Genomic DNA, 16,844 nt, shown 5'->3' on the forward strand with positions numbered 1-16,844 from the left:
GAGAGCCGCAGTCTCTTCCATCGAAATTCCTCAATAGCCGAGGGGCGGCAGCCCCTCGTCCTCCGGCTCGGCGACGCGCATCTCGTTGGTGTCGTCGGTCTCCAGGTCCTGATACGCGCGGTAGGCCAGCACCAGAAGGAACACGAAGAACGAGAAGGAGATCACGATCGCCGTCAGCACCAGCGCCTGCGGCACGGGGTTGGCGATATCCTGCGGCGGCACCTTCAGATGCGATGGGATCAGCGGCGGCGCGATCGGATCGATGCGCCCGGCGACGAAGAGCGACAGATTGACCGAGTTTCCGAGCAGCACGACGCCGAGCAGCATCCGGATGATGTAGCGCGACAGAAGGAGGTAGATGGTGATGGAGAACATCACCGCGACGAGGCCGGCGAGAGCGACTTCCATGCTTAGCGCCCTCCCCTCATCCCGAGTACCGTTCTTCCAGGGACAGGGCGATCGCCGAAATCGCCCCGACGATGACGAGAAAGACCCCGACGTCGAAGACGAGCGTCGTGGACAGGGCGACATCGGCGCCCGCGACGGACACGAAAGCCCAGAGCCCGGTCATGAACGGGCTGCCCGAGAAGATGGGCAGAAACCCCGCGGCCACCGCCATCAGAAGGCCGAACCCGGCATAGGCGATGGGGTGGAAGTGGAGCGCGCGGCGCACCGCGTCGACGCCGCAGGCCATGCCGTAGACCGCGATCGCAGAGGACGCGATCAGCCCGCCGATGAAGCCGCCACCCGGCTCGTTGTGCCCGCGCAGAAGCACGAACAGCGAGAACAGGAGCATTAGTGCCGTCAGATAGGGCGCGGTGACGCGAAAGATCACGGTTCTCATGAATGCAGCTCCCCGGAGCGGCGGCGACGCTTGCGCGAATGGCGCGCGTCCGGCTTGGCAGCCCGGATGCGCACGAGGGCCAGGATCGCGGCGCCCGTCGTCAGCACCACCGCGATCTCGCCCATCGTATCGACGCCGCGAAAGTCGACGAGGATGACGTTCACGATGTTGCGGCCATGGGCGATCGTGTAGGCGTAGGTCTCGTAGAAGGTAGCGAGCGAGGGGTCGAAGGGCCGCTGCGTCACCGCCAGAAGGAACAGGCCGAGCCCAGCCCCGCCGGCCACCGCCAGCCCCGCCTCCGACAGGATCTTGCCCCAGGGCCGGCGATCGGCCGGCATGAGCCGGAGCCGCGTCATCACCAGCGCCAGGATCGAGACCGACAGGATCTCCACCATGAACTGGGTGAAGGACAGGTCGGGTGCGCCGAGCAGCATGAACAGGAGCGCGACGGCCAGACCCTGGATGCCGAGCGAGACGATCGCCGTCAGACGGCTCGACGAGAAGGCGACGACGAAGAGCCCGAGCACCACGATGCCGATCACCGCCCACTCGTAGAAGAAGAGCCGAGGGAACGGGGGCAAGGCCGGCAGCGAGCGGGTCCAGATCATGGTGATCCAAAGCGTGGCGACGATGACGCCGAAGGTCACGCGCATGTAGACGTCGAGCCGTCCCGGCTGCAGCCGGTTGGTGATGACGGAGGACGAGATCACGAGGCCTCGCATCAGCTGGTCGAAGCCCTTGTCCGGCCCCCAGCCGATCCGCGACAGAAGCGCGGCGATGCGCGCGCGCATGACCTGCGCCCGCCAGAACAGAAGCGCTCCGAGCGCCACCGTGGCGATCGACAGGATCAGCGCCGGCCCCCAGTGGAACCCGAGCGCGATATCCACCGCGAGCGCCCCGTCGAGCGCGGGCGGCGACATCGGGTTGGAGATGAACTGGTGCGTCGTCTGCGAGAAGATCGCCGCGACCAATCCGATGACGCCGAGAAGCAGCGGCCCGAACCAGATCAGGGGGTGGGTCTCATGGGCGCGTCGCATGCCGCTCGGCAGCGGACCGAGGAAGGGCTTGAGGGCGACGAGGAGCGCCACGGCGAACATCAGCGAATTGCCGAGAACGGCGGCGATCGTCGTCAGGACGCCCCGCACGTCTCCGATGGCGGTGGCGGCGTAGACCTCCTCCTTGGCGAGGAAGCCGAAGAGCGGCGGCAGGCCACCCATCGCGGCAGCGCCCAGAAGGGCGGCGGCGAAGGTGATCGGCATCTTGGAGCGCAAACCGCCGAGGGCTCGGATGTCGCGCGTGCCCGCGCCGTGGTCAATTGAGCCGGCCACCATGAAAAGGCAGGCCTTGGCCAAGGAGTGGGCGAAAAGGTAGAGGACCGCCGCCTCCACCGCGAGTTCGGTGCCGATGCCGAGCAGCATGACCAGGAGCCCGAGCGAGGCCACGGTCGTGTAGGCGAGCATCAGTTTGATGTCGCTCTGGCGCATGGCGAGGATCGCGCCCACCACCAGCGTCACCCCGCCGAAGATCGGCAGGACGACCTCCCAGACCGGCGTGTTGCCGACCAGCGGGAACATGCGCATGAGTAGGTAGATGCCGGCCTTCACCATCGTGGCGGAGTGGAGATAGGCGGAGACCGGCGTCGGCGCCTCCATCGCGTTGGGCAGCCAGACGTGGAACGGCATCTGGGCCGACTTGGTGAAAGCGCCGATCAGGAGAAGAACGAGGGCGGGTGCGCAGACGGCGCTGTTTCGCAGAGCATCGGGAGAATCGAGGAGCAGCGTCAACGAGTTGAAGCCCGTTCCCTCGCGGATGAGTAGGAGGCCTGCCAGAAGCGCCAGACCGCCGCCGCCGGTGACCACCAGCGCCTGGACCGCGCCGCGCCGCGCCGCTTCCCGCTCGTGGTCGAAGCCGATGAGCAGGAACGAGGTGATGGAGGTCAGCTCCCAGAAGATGAAGAGCGTGATGAGATCGTCGGCCATCACGAGGCCGAGCATCGAGCCCATGAAGAGAAGGATATAGGCGTTGAAGCGTCCGCGCTTGGAGCCGCGCGGCATGTAGCCGCCGGAATACAGGACCACGAGGGCGCCGATGAAGAGGATCAGGAAGGCGAAGCCGAAGGACAGGCCGTCCAGCCGGAAGGCGAAGCGCACGTCGAAGGCTGGCACCCAGTCGAAGCCGAACAGGATCGGCACGCGGGACTGAACCTCTCCGCTCTGCTGGAACAGGATGGCGAGCGCAGAGAGCGGAAACAGGGCGAGCAGCACCGAGCCGAAGCGGTTCAGGAAGATGATGGCGGGAGGGGCGAAGGCGGCACCGATGAAGGGAAGTGCGAGGACCAGAAAGAGCAATCCGTCGGAGAGGTTGTTCATTCCGTCCCGTTTTCCTCGTCTCGAACGTCGTCGTGTGCGGCTGTACCCGGAATCGTATGGCGCAAGGCCTGGAAATCAAGGCAAAAAGCCCTGCGAAAGGCCAGTTTGCGCCCCACGTCGGGTGCTGCCGCGCTTGTGAGAGTGCGCCTGTCTTCCTAGGTAACGGCCACCCGAAAGCTCAACTGACGAGGACGTGATGAGCGAACAAAATTCCGACCATCGCAAGGTCATCAAGAGCGATGCCGAGTGGCAGGCGATCCTGACGCCCCAGCAGTATCAGGTGGCGCGGGGACATGGCACCGAGCGCCCCTTCACCGGACCGAACTGGGACCAGAAGGCGGAGGGTCTTTATTCCTGCGTCTGCTGCGAGCGGCCGCTGTTCCGCTCCGAGACCAAGTTCGATTCGGGCACCGGCTGGCCGAGCTTCCATTCCCCGATCGACACTGAGGCGGTCAGCGAGCACACCGACCGCTCGCACATGATGGTGCGCACGGAGGTGCGCTGCGCCGACTGCGACGCGCATCTCGGCCACGTGTTCGACGACGGGCCCCGGCCGACGGGCCTGCGCTACTGCATGAACGGCTACGCGTTGAATTTCGAGCGCGACTGACGCTAGAGCGAACCGGCGGGCGCTCCGGCGCCCGGCCTCCTGCCGCCTGCGACCTGCCCTTCAGACGATCGGACCTTCGATGCCTGCCGCTTTCCGTCCCGACCTGCCCGCCCCGCCATCCGTCCAGCAGCGCGCCGTTTCGGACGAACGGCACGGGATCACCCGCACCGACGAGTTCGCCTGGCTTCGCGCGCCGAACTGGCAGGAGATGTTCAAGGACACCAGCCTTCTCGACCCGGTCATCCGAGCTCATCTCGATGCGGAGAACGTCTACTGCAAGGCGGTTCTGGGCGATCTCGACGGGCTGAAGGCAGCGCTTGTCGCCGAAATGCGCGGGCGCATCAAGGAGGACGATTCCTCCGTCCCCGCCCCGGACGGGCCGTATGCCTACGGCGTGTCGTACCGCCACGGCGCCGAGTATCCATGCTTCGTCCGTCGGCCGCGCGAGGGCGACGAGGAAACGGTGATCCTTGATGCCGAGCGGGAAGCGGGCGCAAGCGACTACTTCGCGCTCGGCGGCGTCGAGCACTCGCCCGACCATCGCTGGCTCGCCTGGTCGCGCGACGACAAGGGCTCGGAATTCTACGCCGTGTCTCTGCGCGATCTGGAGACCGGACAGGACACGGCGGAGCGCATCGAGGACACGAGCGGCGGCGTCGCTTGGGATTCGCGCTCGCACGGCTTCTTCTACACGGGGCTCGACGCCAACCACCGGCCGAGCCGGGTCCTCTACCACGCTCTTGGGGCGGATGCCGCCGACGACACGCTGGTTTACGAGGAAACCGACAAGGGCTTCTTCATGGGCGTCGGCGAAACGCAGTCGGGCCAGTTCATCGTGATCGACATCCACGACCACGAGACGTCGGAAGCCTGGCTGATCCCCGCAGCGAACCCCGCCGCCGAACCCCGCCTCGTGGCGCGACGCCAGACCGGCGTCGAGTACGACGTCGACGAGGGCGACGGCATCCTCTACATCATGACCAACGCGGACGGCGCGCGGGACTACAAGATCGTCACCGCCCCGGCCGAACTGCCGGGCAAGGAGAACTGGCGCGATCTCGTGCCGCACGAGGACGGGCGCCTGATCCTCAGCCACCTCGTCCTGAAACGGCACCTGATCTGGCTGGAGCGCCGGGACGGGTTGCCGCGCATCGTGGTCAAGCGTCTCGCCGACGGCGCCGAGCATGTCGTGGCCTTCGACGAGGAGGCCTATTCGCTGGGTCTGGGCGGCACCTACGAGTTCGACACCGATACGATCCGCTTCTCCTACTCGTCGATGACGACGCCGAACCAGACGTTCGACTACGACGTCGAAACGCGCGAGCGCCGCCTCCTGAAGACGCAGGAGGTGCCATCCGGGCACGACGCGTCGAACTACGTCACGAGGCGGATCATGGCGCCCGCGCCGGACGGCGAAACCGTGCCCGTGTCGCTGGTCTACCGCAAGGACACGCCGCTCGACGGAACCGCGCCCTGCCTTCTCTACGGCTACGGCTCCTATGGCATGACCATCCCTGCCTCTTTCAGCACCAACGCGCTTTCGCTGGTGGATCGCGGCTTCGTTTGGGCGATCGCCCATATCCGAGGCGGCAAGGACAAGGGGTTCCGCTGGTACGAGGCGGGCCGACGCGAGCACAAGACCAACACGTTCACCGACTTCATCGCGGCGGCCGACCATCTCGTGGCCGAGCGCTTCACCGCCTACGATCGGATCGTGGCCAACGGCGGCTCGGCGGGCGGCATGCTGATGGGCGCGGTCGCCAACATGGCGCCCGAGAAGTTCGGCGGCATCGTCGCGGTGGTGCCCTTCGTCGACGTCCTCAACACGATGCTGGACGACACGCTGCCGCTCACCCCGCCCGAATGGCCGGAATGGGGCAATCCGATCACCTCCCAGGCCGACTATGCCAACATCGCGGCCTACAGTCCCTACGACAACGTGAAGGCTCAAGGCTACCCGCCTATCCTGGCGCTGGCGGGCCTGACGGACCCGCGCGTGACCTATTGGGAGCCGGCGAAATGGGTGGCGCGCCTTCGCGCGCTCAAGACCGACGGCAACCCCGTCGTGCTCCAGACCAACATGGGCGCCGGCCACGGCGGCGCCTCCGGCCGCTTCGCCAAGCTGGACGAGGTGGCGATGATCTACGCCTTTGCGCTGAAGCTGATGGGACAGGCCGAGCTCCAGAAGGCCGCCTGACGAAAAAGGCCCCGTCGCCTGGTGGCGACGGGGCCCTCGATTATCGCTAGGGACGCTGGGTATTAGGCGCCGGCGGCCTCGTAGCGCTCCAGGACGTAGTCCCAGTTGATCAGGTTGTCGACGAAAGCCTCAAGGTACTTCGGGCGCGCGTTGCGGTAGTCGATGTAGTAGGAATGCTCCCACACATCGACGCCGAGGATCGGTGTCGCGCCGTGAACCAGCGGGTTCTCGCCGTTCGGCGTCTTCGAGATCTCGAGCTTGCCGTTCTTGACCGACACCCAGGCCCAACCCGAGCCGAACTGGCCCTTGCCGGCTTCGATGAAGTCGTTGCGGAACTTGTCGTAGCCGCCGAGATCGGAATCGAACGCCGTCTGCAGCTTGCCCGGCAGGCTCTTGCCGCCGCCGTTTGGGGCCAGCCACTTCCAGAAGTGGATGTGGTTGTAGTGCTGCGCCGCGTTGTTGAAGAGCGGCTGATTCTTGCCGAACGACTGCTTCACCACCTCTTCCACCGAGGCGTCGGCAAGGCCCGCATCGGCCGCCAGCTTGTTGCCCTGGTCGACATAGGCCTGATGGTGCTTGTCGTGATGGAACTCCAGCGTTTCCTTCGACATGTAGGGGCCGAGCGCGTCGTAGGCGTAGGGAAGCTCAGGCAGGGTAAAGGCCATGGTCGTCTCCTTTCGAGGAGCCCGTCCGGCGGCGAATCGGCGCGTCGGCGGGCGCTGGAACCGGGACCGTAGCTAGAGCCTGTGCGCGCTTTTGTCAGCCGCGCGCCGTCTCGAAAAGCGGCGGGGACGGAGAAAACCGTTCCGCCATAGCCCTTCTGCAGTCCGTGGCAGCGAGCAGGTCCGGAGGATGATCAGGTGTTCTTAAGGGTTGGGAACGAATATCGGGCCAACCCGTTTGAACGGAATTCTGTTCGCGGCGCGCGACGAAAACCTCCGGCATAAGGAGGCGCGTGCGTCGCCCGTGTATGGCTGGATGATGTCTCACAATTCCGACTCGCGCGCCGTGTCCCGGCGCTTCGTGCTGCAGGGCCTTGGTATCGGCGCTGCGGCCCTCGCCCTTTCGGGCTGCACCACCGACGGGCGCGCCCGCATGGCCAACCTGACGCCGTTCAACGGCGGCACCGGCCCGAACGGCATCAGCCCGGAATACGTGACGGCCTACGGCCCGATCTCCGACAACGGCTTCAACATTCCGGGCATCGACCTCAAGCGTGTCGACCCGCGCTACCTGCGCCGCGAGGTCAGCTATGCCGGCCCCGAAGCGCCGGGCACGATCATCATCGACACGCCGACGCGCTACGCCTACCTGATCCAGCCGGGCGGCACGGCGATCCGCTATGGCGTCGGCATCGGGCGTGACGGCTTCGCCTGGGAAGGCCGGGCCCGCGTCCAGTTCAAGCGTCAATGGCCGCGCTGGACCCCGCCCTCTGAGATGATCGCTCGCCAGCCGGAGCTGGAAGTGTATCGCAACGGCATGGAGCCGGGCCTGAAGAACCCGCTCGGCGCGCGTGCGCTCTACCTGTTCAAGGACGGCAAGGACACCCTCTACCGCCTCCACGGCACGCCGGAATGGTGGACGATCGGCAAGGCGGTATCGTCGGGCTGCGTGCGGTTCATGAACCACGACATCATCGACCTCTACGACCGTGCCGACTCCGGGGCGAACGTCATCGTCAACCAGGAAGGCGGCGCGACCGTCTGACCGATCATCGCGTGATGATCTACGGCCGGCCTTCCCCCACGGGAATGGCCGGCCGTTTCGTTTGGGGTCAGGTGACCCGGCTGCGCTGCCGGAACCGCGGCTGGTCCCAGCGGCGCGAGCGCATCACGTCCACGAGGATCGCCGCGCCACGCTCCACACCGCCTTCGCTGAGGTAAAGCGGGGTGAAGCCGAAGCGCATGATGTCGGGCGCGCGGAAATCACCGATGACCTTTTCGGCGATCAGCGCCTGCATCACCGCGTAGCCGTCCGCGAAGCGGAACGAGACCTGCGAGCCGCGCCGTGCTGGATCGCGCGGGGAAGCCAGTTCCAGTTCGGGGCAGCCCGCTTCCACCCGAGCGATGAACAGCTCCCCAAGTTCCATCGACCGGCGGCGCAGCGCCGCCATGTCGACGCCCTCCCAAGCATCGAGCGCGGCATCAAGCGCGGCCAGCGCCAGGACCGGCGGGGTGCCGACACGCATGCGCTCCGCGCCATCGGCCGGACGATAAGTCGGCTCGAAGGCGAAGGGCGCGTCGTGGCCGAACCAGCCGGACAACGCCGGGCGGACCGTTTCGCCAAGATGGGGCGCCACATAGATGAAGGCCGGCGCGCCCGGTCCCCCGTTCAGATACTTATAGGAGCAACCCACCGCGAAGTCGGCTTCCGCCCCCGACACGTCGACGGGAATGGCGCCCGCCGAATGGGCGAGATCCCAGATCACCAGGGCGCCGGCGGCGTGCGCCTTTTCGGTCAGCCGCTTCATGTCGTGGAGGCGCCCGGTCCGGTAGTCCACCTCCGTCAGCATCAGGACGGCGACGCTCTCGTCGATCGCCGCCTCCACCGCTTCGGGCTCCAGAACACGCAGTTCGTGGCCGCGATCCAGCGAGGCGATCAGCCCCTGCGCCATGTAGAGATCGGTCGGAAAGTTTCCGCTGTCCGACAGGACGACGCGGCGGTCGGGGCGCAGCTCCAGCGCGGAAGCGAGCGCCTGATAGACCTTGATCGACAAGGTGTCGCCCATGACGACCGTGCCGGCAGGCGCGCCGATCAGCCGCCCGACGCGATCGCCGACCCGGCGGGGCATATCGACCCAGCCCGACGTGTTCCAGGCGCCGATCAGCTCAGCCCCCCATTCGCGCGTGATCGCTTGCCCCACGCGCTCGGCGACCCCCTTCGGCAGGGCGCCGAGCGAGTTGCCGTCGAGATAGATCACATCCGGCGGCAGGTCGAAGCGCTGGCGCGTAATCTCGAAGGGGTCGTTTGTCGACATGGGCTGGCTTCCTCGAAGGGGTCGCGAGCTTCTTGGCGGGAACCGCTGATCCTCGCAAGGGAGACCGGGCGCTCACACCTCGACGAACATCTCCGGTCCGAAGCCGATGCGCTGCGCGAACTCGTTCCAGTCGGCATTGCGCAGCGCCCCGCCCGAGGCGGCACGGTGGCCGTTGCCGTATTGCTCGGTGGCGCCGCTCGGGCGCGCTTCCGCCAGGAACGCCAGGATGTCGCGATCGGTGGCGGTGCGCGCGGCAAAATGCACCCAGCCTTCGCGGTAGCCGGTATTGGCGGCGATCACGATCCGGTCCTTCAAACGGCCGCGCCATGCTTGCGCGACGAGCGGATGGATCTGGCAGGGGGAATCGAAGCGGACGATCCCGACCTCGCCGTTCACCTTGGGGGCGATCTTGCGCGCCTCGTCCAGGGCTTCGCGGACTTCGACCTTGGCCTGTAGGAGCCTCTGCGTCTCGGGATGGTCGCCGGACAGAACCGCCTTCGGACCGTCGGCCTTTTCCAGAAGCGCGAACGCGGCCGAGGCGTCTCCGCTCGCCGTGCGGCGCGGGGCGTTCACCAGCGAGGCAGCCTTGCGCAGCGCCGTGATGCCGTAGCGCGAGCGCGCGTCCGCCATCTCCGCAAAACCATAGTCCTCGGCCATGTCGCCGATGATGCCGATCGCTGCAAGCCATAGAAGGTCGTCCGCCTCGCCGAGCATCTGGGCGCAGCGATAGGCGAGGAGGCTGGAGGTCGGGATCGGATCGTCCGCCACGCCGCTGATGACGACGGCGCCCTTCGGCACGCCGCTCGGGACATGATGGTCGATCAGGACCGTCGGCACGTCGTCGCGCGGCAGCGTGGCGGCGACGCCGAGATCGGTGATGATCAGCCCACCCATCGCGCGCCCGCCGAGTTCCTGCCGAAACTCAGCCGAGTAGGCGTTCTCGCCCTTGCCCACGATGCGAAGCTCGCTGCCGATCCCCGCCCGTTCGAGCGCCTTGCGCAGGATCACGCCGGCCGACAGACCGTCCGCGTCGTTGTGGCACACGATGAGTGGGTCCGGACCGAAGTCTCGCACGGCCTTGGCGAACGCTTCCGGCGGATCGAACTTGAAAACCGACATGGATGGGGACTCGCGTTGGATGGCACTCCCGAGCCAACGTCTCCACGCTCCATTCGCTCCCCGCTGCGACCGGCGGACGCTTCGATCGCGTCCCAGCCAACCAGTCCCCCGACGAGCGCCGGAACCCAAGCCGCATACGCCCCATTCCGGCCCACAAGGCTTCGGTCGAAAGCGAGCGAAGCGACAGGACAGGAGCCCCCGATGGCCGATCGAAACGCGATACGCGAGCATATGGAAGTGAAGGGGTCCGACGGCGGCCATGTCGGCACGGTGGACCATCTCGACGGCGAGCGCATCAAGCTGACGCGCACCGATGTCGCCGCCGACGGGGAACATCGTTTCATCCATCTCGACAGCGTGGACCGCGTCGAAGCCGAGGCCGTGGTTCTCAATCGCACCACCAGCCAGGCCCAGGACGAATGGGGCGTCGAGAGTGTCGGCGCCGCGCCTGCCGACGACGAGGAGCACGGCGCGGGCGCGGGCTCGCCCACGGCCGGCCCATGACCCGCCGCCACGCCCTTCCCCCTCTCGGAGACCTGAGTCCGATGAACCATCTCAAGCATTCCACCGCTGCCCTCCTCATCGGGATCGGGCTGGCAGCCGCACCGGCTATCGCTTTCGCGCAAGCGACGGAGGGCGCCGGCGTCCAGAAGGTCGCCGACTTCCCCCATCAGGTCACCGGCGTCAGCGTTTCGGAGGATGGGCGCATCTTCGTGAACTTCCCGCGCTGGACGGAAGATTCGCCGATCTCCGTCGGCGAGTGGAAAGACGGGGCGCTCGTCCCCTACCCCAACGACGAATGGAACGCGTGGCGCAACGCGAGGAAGGACGAGCTTTCGCCCGGCGATCATTTCGTCTGCGTTCAGAGCGTTGTCGCCGACGGGCGTGGTCATCTCTGGGTGCTGGACGCGGCAGCACCCGCGCAGAGCCTTCTGGTTCCCGGCGGCGCCAAGCTCGTGGCGATCGACCTCGAAACCAACAAACCGTCGAAGACGATCGCCTTCGACGAAACGGTCGCGCCTCAGGGCTCCTACCTCAACGACGTCCGGTTTTCCGCCGACGGCCGTCATGCCTTCATCACGGATTCGGGCGCGAAGGGCGCGCTGATCGTGGTGGATCTGGAAAGCAAACAGGCCCGGCGCGTTCTCGACGGCCATCCCTCGACGCAGGTCGAAAAGGGCCTCGTGGTAAAGGCGGACGGAAAGGACCTGCGTCGCCCGGACGGGCGCGGCGTCGAGTTCTCGGCCGACGGCATTGCCCTGTCGGCGGACGGCTACCTCTACTGGCAGGCGATCAAAGGCCGGACGCTCTACCGCATCGCCACCGACGCCCTGACGGGCGACGGGCTCGCGGGCAAGGATGTGGCCGGAAAGGTCGAGACCTTCGGCGAGAACGGCGTGGCGGACGGACTCTGGATCGGCCGTGACAGCGGCCGGATGTACATCACTTCGCCCGAGGACGATTCGCTGAAAGTTCGCGACCTTTCGGCCGGCGCCGAGGGCAAGCCCGAGGTCCTCGTGAAGGACGCGCAGCTGCGTTGGCCGGACACGCTGTCGGAAGGCCCGGACGGGTCGATCTACGTGACGACCTCGCGCATCCAGGATTCGGCGTTCTTCAAGCCGGACGCCCCGGCCAGCCTGCCGACCCAGCTTTGGCGCGTCGTGTTCCCGACGGACGCCGAAGCGCGTCCCTGAATCCGATATGAAAAGGGGCACCGATCGCTCGGCGCCCCTTTTCCTCATTCCGATCGGGATACGAGACATGGACAGTCTGCCCGACGATCTCGGCCTGCTCCTAAAGATCTGGCGCGTCCTCTTCGGCGGCAGCGAAGGCACGGGATGACGAAGCTGATGGGCTTCCTCGCCGCCTATCTCCTGATCGGCGGCCTCGTCTTCGCCCTTTGGACGCGGTAGCCGGCGCCGGTCAGACGGCCCGCAGCCGGCGCTGCCGGTTCACGCGCAAGGCGACGAGCGTGCAAACGGCGCCCGACATCAGGTAGATACCGACCGCTGCCAGCCCGAAACGGCTGGAGGCGCCGAGCGCGACGAGCGGCGCGAAGCCCGCGCCGATCAGCCACGCGAGGTCCGACGTGAAGGCGGAGCCCGTGTAGCGGTCGCGGCCTTCGAAGTTCGACGCCACGGCGCCCGCCGACTGGCCGTGCGCCAGCCCGAGCAGCGCGAAGCCGATCATGATGAACGTCGTTTGCCCGGTGTCGCCGCCGCCCAGAAGAAAGGGCGTCGCCACGCTGAAGACGCCGATCGCGATGGCGCAGGCGCCCAAGTAAGTGCGGCGCCCCGTCCGATCGGCGATGACGCCCGACAGGATGATACACACCAAGCAGATCAGCGCGCCGACCAGCTGCGTCAGCAGGAATTCGCCGGGCGAGCGGTCGGAGAAGAGGTCGATGTAGGAAATCGGGAAGATCGTCACGAGGTGGAACAGGGCGAAGCTCGCCAGCGGCACGAAGGCGCCGACGAGAACCGCCGGGCCGCTCGTGTTCAGGAGTTCGCGCACGCTGATCGGCGTCAGGTCGCGGCTCTCGTAGAGGCCGGCATATTCTTCCGTGGCGATGAGGCGCAGCCGGGCGAAGAGGTTCACGACGTTGATCGTGAAGGCCACGAAGAACGGATAGCGCCAGCCCCAGCCGAGGAAATCCTCCGTCGACAGGTTGAGATAGAAGAAGGCGAAGAGCGCGCTGGCGATGATGAAGCCGATGGGATGCCCGAGCTGCGGCATCATCGCGTACCACGCACGGTGCTTCTCGGGCGCGTTCAGCGCGAGCAGCGAGGCGAGGCCATCCCACGCGCCGCCGAGCGCGAAGCCCTGGCCGAGGCGGAACACGATGAGCGCGGCCACCGCCCATGTGCCGATCGTCTCGTATCCCGGAATAAAGGCAATCGCGGCGGTGGAGCCGCCCAGCATGAAGAGCGCGATCGTCAGCTTGACGCCGCGCCCGTGGCGGCGGTCGATGCGGGTGAAGAACATCGAGCCGAGCGGGCGTGCCACGAAGGCGAGACCGAACACGGCGAAGGCGTAGAGCGTGCCCGTCAGCCGGTCGGCGAAGGGGAAGATCAGCGCGGGAAAGACGATCACGGAGGCGATGCCGTAGACGAAGAAGTCGAACGCCTCGGACGCGCGCCCGATGATGACGCCGATCGCGAGTTCGCCCGGCGAGACATGCCCGTCCGTCGAAACGAGACGGGCGTCGCGCTCCATTTCCGTGGACGATGCCACTGACTGGTTCGGCGTCGACATGCCGCAGCTCCTGATGAATCCGGTCGCACAGCGCTCTCTTGAGAAAGATGGCGCTGGCACCGATGTCGAATAGGTCGCTCGCCGTATATTCGTCAAACGACGACGGGTGGACAAAACGTCCAATCCTCATGCCGCGCTGCAAAACATACACCGCAAGCCAAGATTTCGGGACTGAGATGGTCGTTTTGCTCAACAGATCCGTACGCATCCTCGGGTTGCTCTTCGCGCTCGTCGCCCTGAGCGGCTGCAACCTCGTGGTGATGAACCCTTCCGGCTTCATTGCCTCGCAGCAGGCGAACCTCATCCTGATCTCGACCGGGCTGATGCTGCTGATCATCGTTCCGGTGATCGTGGCGACGCTCTGGTTCGCCTGGCGCTACCGCGCGAGCAATCCGGACGCCAGGTACGACGGGGACTGGCACCATTCGACGCAGCTCGAAGTCTTGATCTGGACCGCACCGCTGATGATCATCATCGCGCTGGGCGCCGTCACCTGGATCTCGACCCACCTTCTCGATCCCTACCGGCCGCTGGAGCGCATCGACGCTGCGCGCCCCGTCACCGCCGAGACGCCGCCGATCACGGTGGAGGTCGTGGCGCTCGACTGGAAGTGGATGTTCATCTACCCCGAACTCGGCATCGCGACCGTGAATGAGCTCGCGGCGCCCGTGGATCGGCCGATCAACTTCAAGCTGACCTCCAGCGCGATCATGAACACGTTCTACGTGCCCGCGCTCGCCGGCATGATCTACACGATGCCCGGCATGGAAACGAAGCTTCATGCCGTGATCAACAAGCCGGGCATTTATGACGGCCTGTCGGCCAACTATTCCGGCCCCGGCTTTTCCAACATGCACTTCAAGTTCCATGGTCTCGAAGCGGCCGAATTCGACGCGTGGGTCGCCAAGGTGAAGGCCGAAGGGCAGCCGCTCGACCGCACGCGCTATATGGAAGTGGAAAAGCCGAGCGAAGCCGAGCCGATCCATTATTACGCCTCGGTGGACGACGACCTCTTCCATTCCATCCTGAACATGTGCGTCGAGCCGGGCCGCATGTGCATGGACGAGATGATGCATATCGACATGCAGGGCGGCGGCGGACACGACAGCGCGGCCAACCGCGATCGTCTCGTCTACGACGGCAACCGCCATCATGACGGCGCGGGTCACGGCCCTTCGGGCTATGCCGGCGCCAAGGTGGAGGGCGAGGAAGCACCGGGCGCGACGTTCCCGGCGTCGGGCCGCACGCCGCGCTCGCCCGACCAGCCGGAAGGCATGCAGTCCGACGAGACCGGCCCGGCGACCCAGCCCTCCGCGCCCAGCTCCAGCGGTGGGCACGAACACCATCAGATGGCCCCGAGCGGCGGCGCGGATGCGCCCGCTCCCAGCCAGCTGAACCAGAACCAGTGAGCGAGCGGCCGAGGCCTTCCCCCTCGACCGGCCCCGACGCGAACCGATAGGTCCGACCGATGTTTGCCAATATGGATCTTCAGCAGTTGATCTTCGGGCGCCTGACGCTCGAAGCCATTCCCTATCACGACCCGATCCTGCTCGTGACCTTCGCGGTGGTCGCCATCGGCGGCGCCGCGCTTCTGGGAGCGCTCACCTACTACCGGCTCTGGGGCTATCTCTGGACCGAATGGTTCACCACCGTCGATCACAAGAAGATCGGCATCATGTACATCATCCTGGCGATCGTGATGCTGCTGCGCGGCTTCTCCGACGCGCTCCTCATGCGCGCCCAGCAGGCCATGGCCTTCGGCGCCAACGAGGGCTACCTGCCCCCGCACCACTACGACCAGATCTTCACCGCCCACGGCGTGATCATGATCTTCTTCGTGGCGATGCCCTTCGTCACCGGCTTCATGAACTACGTGGTGCCGCTGCAGATCGGCACGCGCGACGTCGCCTTTCCGTTCCTCAACAACTTTTCGTTCTGGATGACGGCGGGCGGCGCCATCATGGTGATGTTCTCGCTCTTCGTCGGCGAGTTCGCGCGCACCGGCTGGCTGGCCATGCCCCCGCTCTCGGGGCCGGCCTACAGCCCCGGCGTCGGTGTCGACTACTACATCTGGGCGCTGCAGATCGCAGGCGTCGGCACGCTCCTGTCGGGCATCAACCTCGTCGTGACGATCGTCAAGATGCGCGCGCCGGGTATGACCATGATGAAGATGCCGGTCTTCACCTGGACCTCGCTCTGCACCAACGTGCTGATCGTCGCCGCCTTTCCCGTTCTGACGGCGGTGATGGCCCTTCTTTCCATGGATCGCTACGTCGGGACGAACTTCTTCTCGAACGACCTCGGCGGCAATCCGATGATGTACGTCAACCTCATCTGGATCTGGGGCCACCCGGAGGTCTACATCCTGATCCTGCCGGCCTTCGGCATCTTCTCCGAAGTGGTGTCGACCTACTCGTCCAAGCGCCTCTTCGGCTACGCCTCGATGGTCTATGCGACCGTCGTCATCACCATCCTGTCCTACCTCGTGTGGCTGCACCACTTCTTCACGATGGGCTCGGGCGCCAGCGTGAACTCGTTCTTCGGCATCACGACGATGATCATCTCGATCCCGACGGGCGCCAAGATCTTCAACTGGCTGTTCACGATGTTCCGGGGCAAGATCCGCTTCGAACTGCCGATGCTGTGGACGCTCGGCTTCATGGTCACCTTCGTGATCGGGGGCATGACGGGCGTGCTTCTGGCCGTGCCGCCGGCCGACTTCGTCCTGCACAATTCGCTGTTCCTCGTCGCCCACTTCCACAACGTCATCATCGGCGGCGTCCTGTTCGGCCTGTTCGCCGGGGTGAACTACTGGTTCCCGAAGGCCTTCGGCTTCAAGCTCAACGAGTTCTGGGGTAAGCTCTCCTTCTGGTTCTGGCTGACGGGCTTCTGGTTTGCCTTCGCCCCGCTCTACGTGCTCGGGCTCATGGGCGTGACACGCCGCGTCAATCACTTCGAGGACCCCTCGCTCCAGATCTGGTTCGTGATCGCGGCCTTCGGCGCCTTCCTCGTCGCACTCGGCATCGCCTCGTTCCTGATCCAACTCTATGTGAGCTTCCGCGACCGCGAGGAGCTGCGCGACGTGACGGGCGACCCCTGGGGCGGGCGTACGCTGGAATGGGCGACCTCCTCGCCGCCGCCGGCCTACAATTTCGCCTTCACGCCCATGATCCACGACGGCGACGCCTGGTGGGACATGAAGAAGCGCGGTTATGTCCGCCCGCTCACCGGCTTCCGCCCGATCCACATGCCCAAGAACACCGGGGCGGGCGTGATCCTGTCGGCGCTCTCGGTGGCCTGCGGCTTCGCCCTCGTGTGGTACATCTGGTGGCTAGCGGCCCTCTCCTTCGCCGCGATCGTCGTCTACTCGATCGCCCATACCTTCAACTACAAGCGCGACTTCTACATCTCGGCCGACGAGGTGACGCGTACGGAAGAGGAGCGCTCGCAGCTCCTGGCGGCCAAGGTCTGAT

Annotated in this window: 14 protein-coding genes and 1 pseudogene; 8 read left to right on the plus strand and 7 right to left on the minus strand. The window is 66.2% G+C overall.

Annotated features, from left to right (window positions below):
* Positions 1-30: 30 nt before the first annotated feature.
* Genes H7A85_RS05905 through H7A85_RS05915 form a run of 3 tightly spaced genes read right to left on the minus strand, consistent with a single transcriptional unit; the run spans position 31 to position 3,213 of the window.
* Positions 31-408 carry a Na+/H+ antiporter subunit C gene (locus H7A85_RS05905; protein ID WP_182084946.1) on the minus strand — a complete coding sequence of 126 codons (378 nt, stop codon included), beginning with the start codon at positions 406-408 and terminating at the stop codon, positions 31-33.
* Positions 409-424: 16 nt separating this feature from the next.
* Complete coding sequence (locus tag H7A85_RS05910) at positions 425-844, minus strand: Na(+)/H(+) antiporter subunit B (protein ID WP_182084947.1); 420 nt, start codon at positions 842-844, stop codon at positions 425-427.
* Complete coding sequence (locus H7A85_RS05915) at positions 841-3,213, minus strand: putative monovalent cation/H+ antiporter subunit A (protein ID WP_182084948.1); 2,373 nt, start codon at positions 3,211-3,213, stop codon at positions 841-843. Before H7A85_RS05915 ends, H7A85_RS05910 begins: the two co-directional genes overlap by 4 nt.
* 196 nt (positions 3,214-3,409) lie before the next feature.
* Between H7A85_RS05915 and msrB the strand changes: the two genes are divergently transcribed.
* Both msrB and H7A85_RS05925 read left to right on the plus strand, forming a co-directional pair.
* Entirely contained in the window at positions 3,410-3,823 is a 414-nt protein-coding gene (msrB, locus tag H7A85_RS05920) for a peptide-methionine (R)-S-oxide reductase MsrB (RefSeq protein ID WP_182084949.1), read from the plus strand.
* Positions 3,824-3,902: 79 nt separating this feature from the next.
* A complete protein-coding gene (locus tag H7A85_RS05925; RefSeq protein WP_182084950.1) occupies positions 3,903-6,020 on the plus strand; it encodes a S9 family peptidase in 2,118 nt (705 codons plus the stop codon).
* A 62-nt stretch (positions 6,021-6,082) separates the two neighbouring features.
* Here H7A85_RS05925 and H7A85_RS05930 read toward each other — a convergent pair whose 3' ends face one another.
* On the minus strand, positions 6,083-6,685 hold the full coding sequence (locus H7A85_RS05930; protein ID WP_182084951.1) for a superoxide dismutase: 603 nt from the start codon (positions 6,683-6,685) through the stop codon (positions 6,083-6,085).
* A 316-nt stretch (positions 6,686-7,001) separates the two neighbouring features.
* On the opposite strand from H7A85_RS05930, the gene H7A85_RS05935 reads away from it, so the two are divergent.
* The gene (locus H7A85_RS05935; protein ID WP_182085095.1) at positions 7,002-7,727 is read left to right on the plus strand and encodes a L,D-transpeptidase; all 726 of its coding nucleotides are present in this window, start codon (positions 7,002-7,004) and stop codon (positions 7,725-7,727) included.
* Positions 7,728-7,794: 67 nt separating this feature from the next.
* Here the strand turns inward: H7A85_RS05935 and kynU are convergent, their stop codons facing one another.
* Together kynU and H7A85_RS05945 are read right to left on the minus strand one after the other, a co-directional pair.
* Entirely contained in the window at positions 7,795-8,997 is a 1,203-nt protein-coding gene (gene kynU, locus H7A85_RS05940; protein ID WP_182084952.1) for a kynureninase, read from the minus strand.
* Positions 8,998-9,069: 72 nt separating this feature from the next.
* Positions 9,070-10,116, minus strand: a complete 1,047-nt coding sequence (locus tag H7A85_RS05945; protein ID WP_182084953.1) for a DHH family phosphoesterase — start codon at positions 10,114-10,116, stop codon at positions 9,070-9,072.
* 201 nt (positions 10,117-10,317) lie between these two features.
* On the opposite strand from H7A85_RS05945, the pseudogene H7A85_RS20810 reads away from it, so the two are divergent.
* From H7A85_RS20810 to H7A85_RS05960, 3 genes and pseudogenes are all read left to right on the plus strand, one after another.
* Positions 10,318-10,521: pseudogene (locus H7A85_RS20810) on the plus strand (DUF2171 domain-containing protein); the annotation flags it as partial.
* A 140-nt stretch (positions 10,522-10,661) separates the two neighbouring features.
* Positions 10,662-11,810, plus strand: coding sequence for an L-dopachrome tautomerase-related protein (locus tag H7A85_RS05955; RefSeq protein ID WP_182084955.1), 1,149 nt, complete (start codon positions 10,662-10,664; stop codon positions 11,808-11,810).
* 7 nt (positions 11,811-11,817) lie between these two features.
* On the plus strand, positions 11,818-11,958 hold the full coding sequence (locus tag H7A85_RS05960; protein WP_182084956.1) for a hypothetical protein: 141 nt from the start codon (positions 11,818-11,820) through the stop codon (positions 11,956-11,958).
* Between the two features lie 81 nt (positions 11,959-12,039).
* Here the strand turns inward: H7A85_RS05960 and H7A85_RS05965 are convergent, their stop codons facing one another.
* Positions 12,040-13,371: an MFS transporter gene (locus tag H7A85_RS05965; protein WP_182084957.1), complete on the minus strand. Its 1,332-nt coding sequence runs from the start codon at positions 13,369-13,371 to the stop codon at positions 12,040-12,042.
* 176 nt (positions 13,372-13,547) lie between these two features.
* On the opposite strand from H7A85_RS05965, the gene cyoA reads away from it, so the two are divergent.
* Positions 13,548-14,780, plus strand: a complete 1,233-nt coding sequence (cyoA, locus tag H7A85_RS05970) for a ubiquinol oxidase subunit II (protein WP_182084958.1) — start codon at positions 13,548-13,550, stop codon at positions 14,778-14,780.
* A 59-nt stretch (positions 14,781-14,839) separates the two neighbouring features.
* The gene (gene cyoB / locus H7A85_RS05975; protein ID WP_182084959.1) at positions 14,840-16,843 is read left to right on the plus strand and encodes a cytochrome o ubiquinol oxidase subunit I; all 2,004 of its coding nucleotides are present in this window, start codon (positions 14,840-14,842) and stop codon (positions 16,841-16,843) included.
* The last annotated feature ends 1 nt before the right edge of the window (position 16,844 follow it).

This window comes from Aureimonas sp. ME7 (assembly GCF_903970965.1).
In the GTDB taxonomy this organism is placed as follows: domain Bacteria; phylum Pseudomonadota; class Alphaproteobacteria; order Rhizobiales; family Rhizobiaceae; genus Aureimonas.

Coding starts and splice junctions, on each gene's coding strand:
- H7A85_RS05905 (WP_182084946.1), bottom strand. CDS start 408: ATGGAAGTCGCTCTCGCCGGCCTCGTCGCGGTGATGTTCTCCATCACC.
- H7A85_RS05910 (WP_182084947.1), bottom strand. CDS start 844: ATGAGAACCGTGATCTTTCGCGTCACCGCGCCCTATCTGACGGCACTA.
- H7A85_RS05915 (WP_182084948.1), bottom strand. CDS start 3,213: ATGAACAACCTCTCCGACGGATTGCTCTTTCTGGTCCTCGCACTTCCC.
- msrB (WP_182084949.1), top strand. CDS start 3,410: ATGAGCGAACAAAATTCCGACCATCGCAAGGTCATCAAGAGCGATGCC.
- H7A85_RS05925 (WP_182084950.1), top strand. CDS start 3,903: ATGCCTGCCGCTTTCCGTCCCGACCTGCCCGCCCCGCCATCCGTCCAG.
- H7A85_RS05930 (WP_182084951.1), bottom strand. CDS start 6,685: ATGGCCTTTACCCTGCCTGAGCTTCCCTACGCCTACGACGCGCTCGGC.
- H7A85_RS05935 (WP_182085095.1), top strand. CDS start 7,002: ATGTCTCACAATTCCGACTCGCGCGCCGTGTCCCGGCGCTTCGTGCTG.
- kynU (WP_182084952.1), bottom strand. CDS start 8,997: ATGTCGACAAACGACCCCTTCGAGATTACGCGCCAGCGCTTCGACCTG.
- H7A85_RS05945 (WP_182084953.1), bottom strand. CDS start 10,116: ATGTCGGTTTTCAAGTTCGATCCGCCGGAAGCGTTCGCCAAGGCCGTG.
- H7A85_RS05955 (WP_182084955.1), top strand. CDS start 10,662: ATGAACCATCTCAAGCATTCCACCGCTGCCCTCCTCATCGGGATCGGG.
- H7A85_RS05960 (WP_182084956.1), top strand. CDS start 11,818: ATGAAAAGGGGCACCGATCGCTCGGCGCCCCTTTTCCTCATTCCGATC.
- H7A85_RS05965 (WP_182084957.1), bottom strand. CDS start 13,371: ATGTCGACGCCGAACCAGTCAGTGGCATCGTCCACGGAAATGGAGCGC.
- cyoA (WP_182084958.1), top strand. CDS start 13,548: ATGGTCGTTTTGCTCAACAGATCCGTACGCATCCTCGGGTTGCTCTTC.
- cyoB (WP_182084959.1), top strand. CDS start 14,840: ATGTTTGCCAATATGGATCTTCAGCAGTTGATCTTCGGGCGCCTGACG.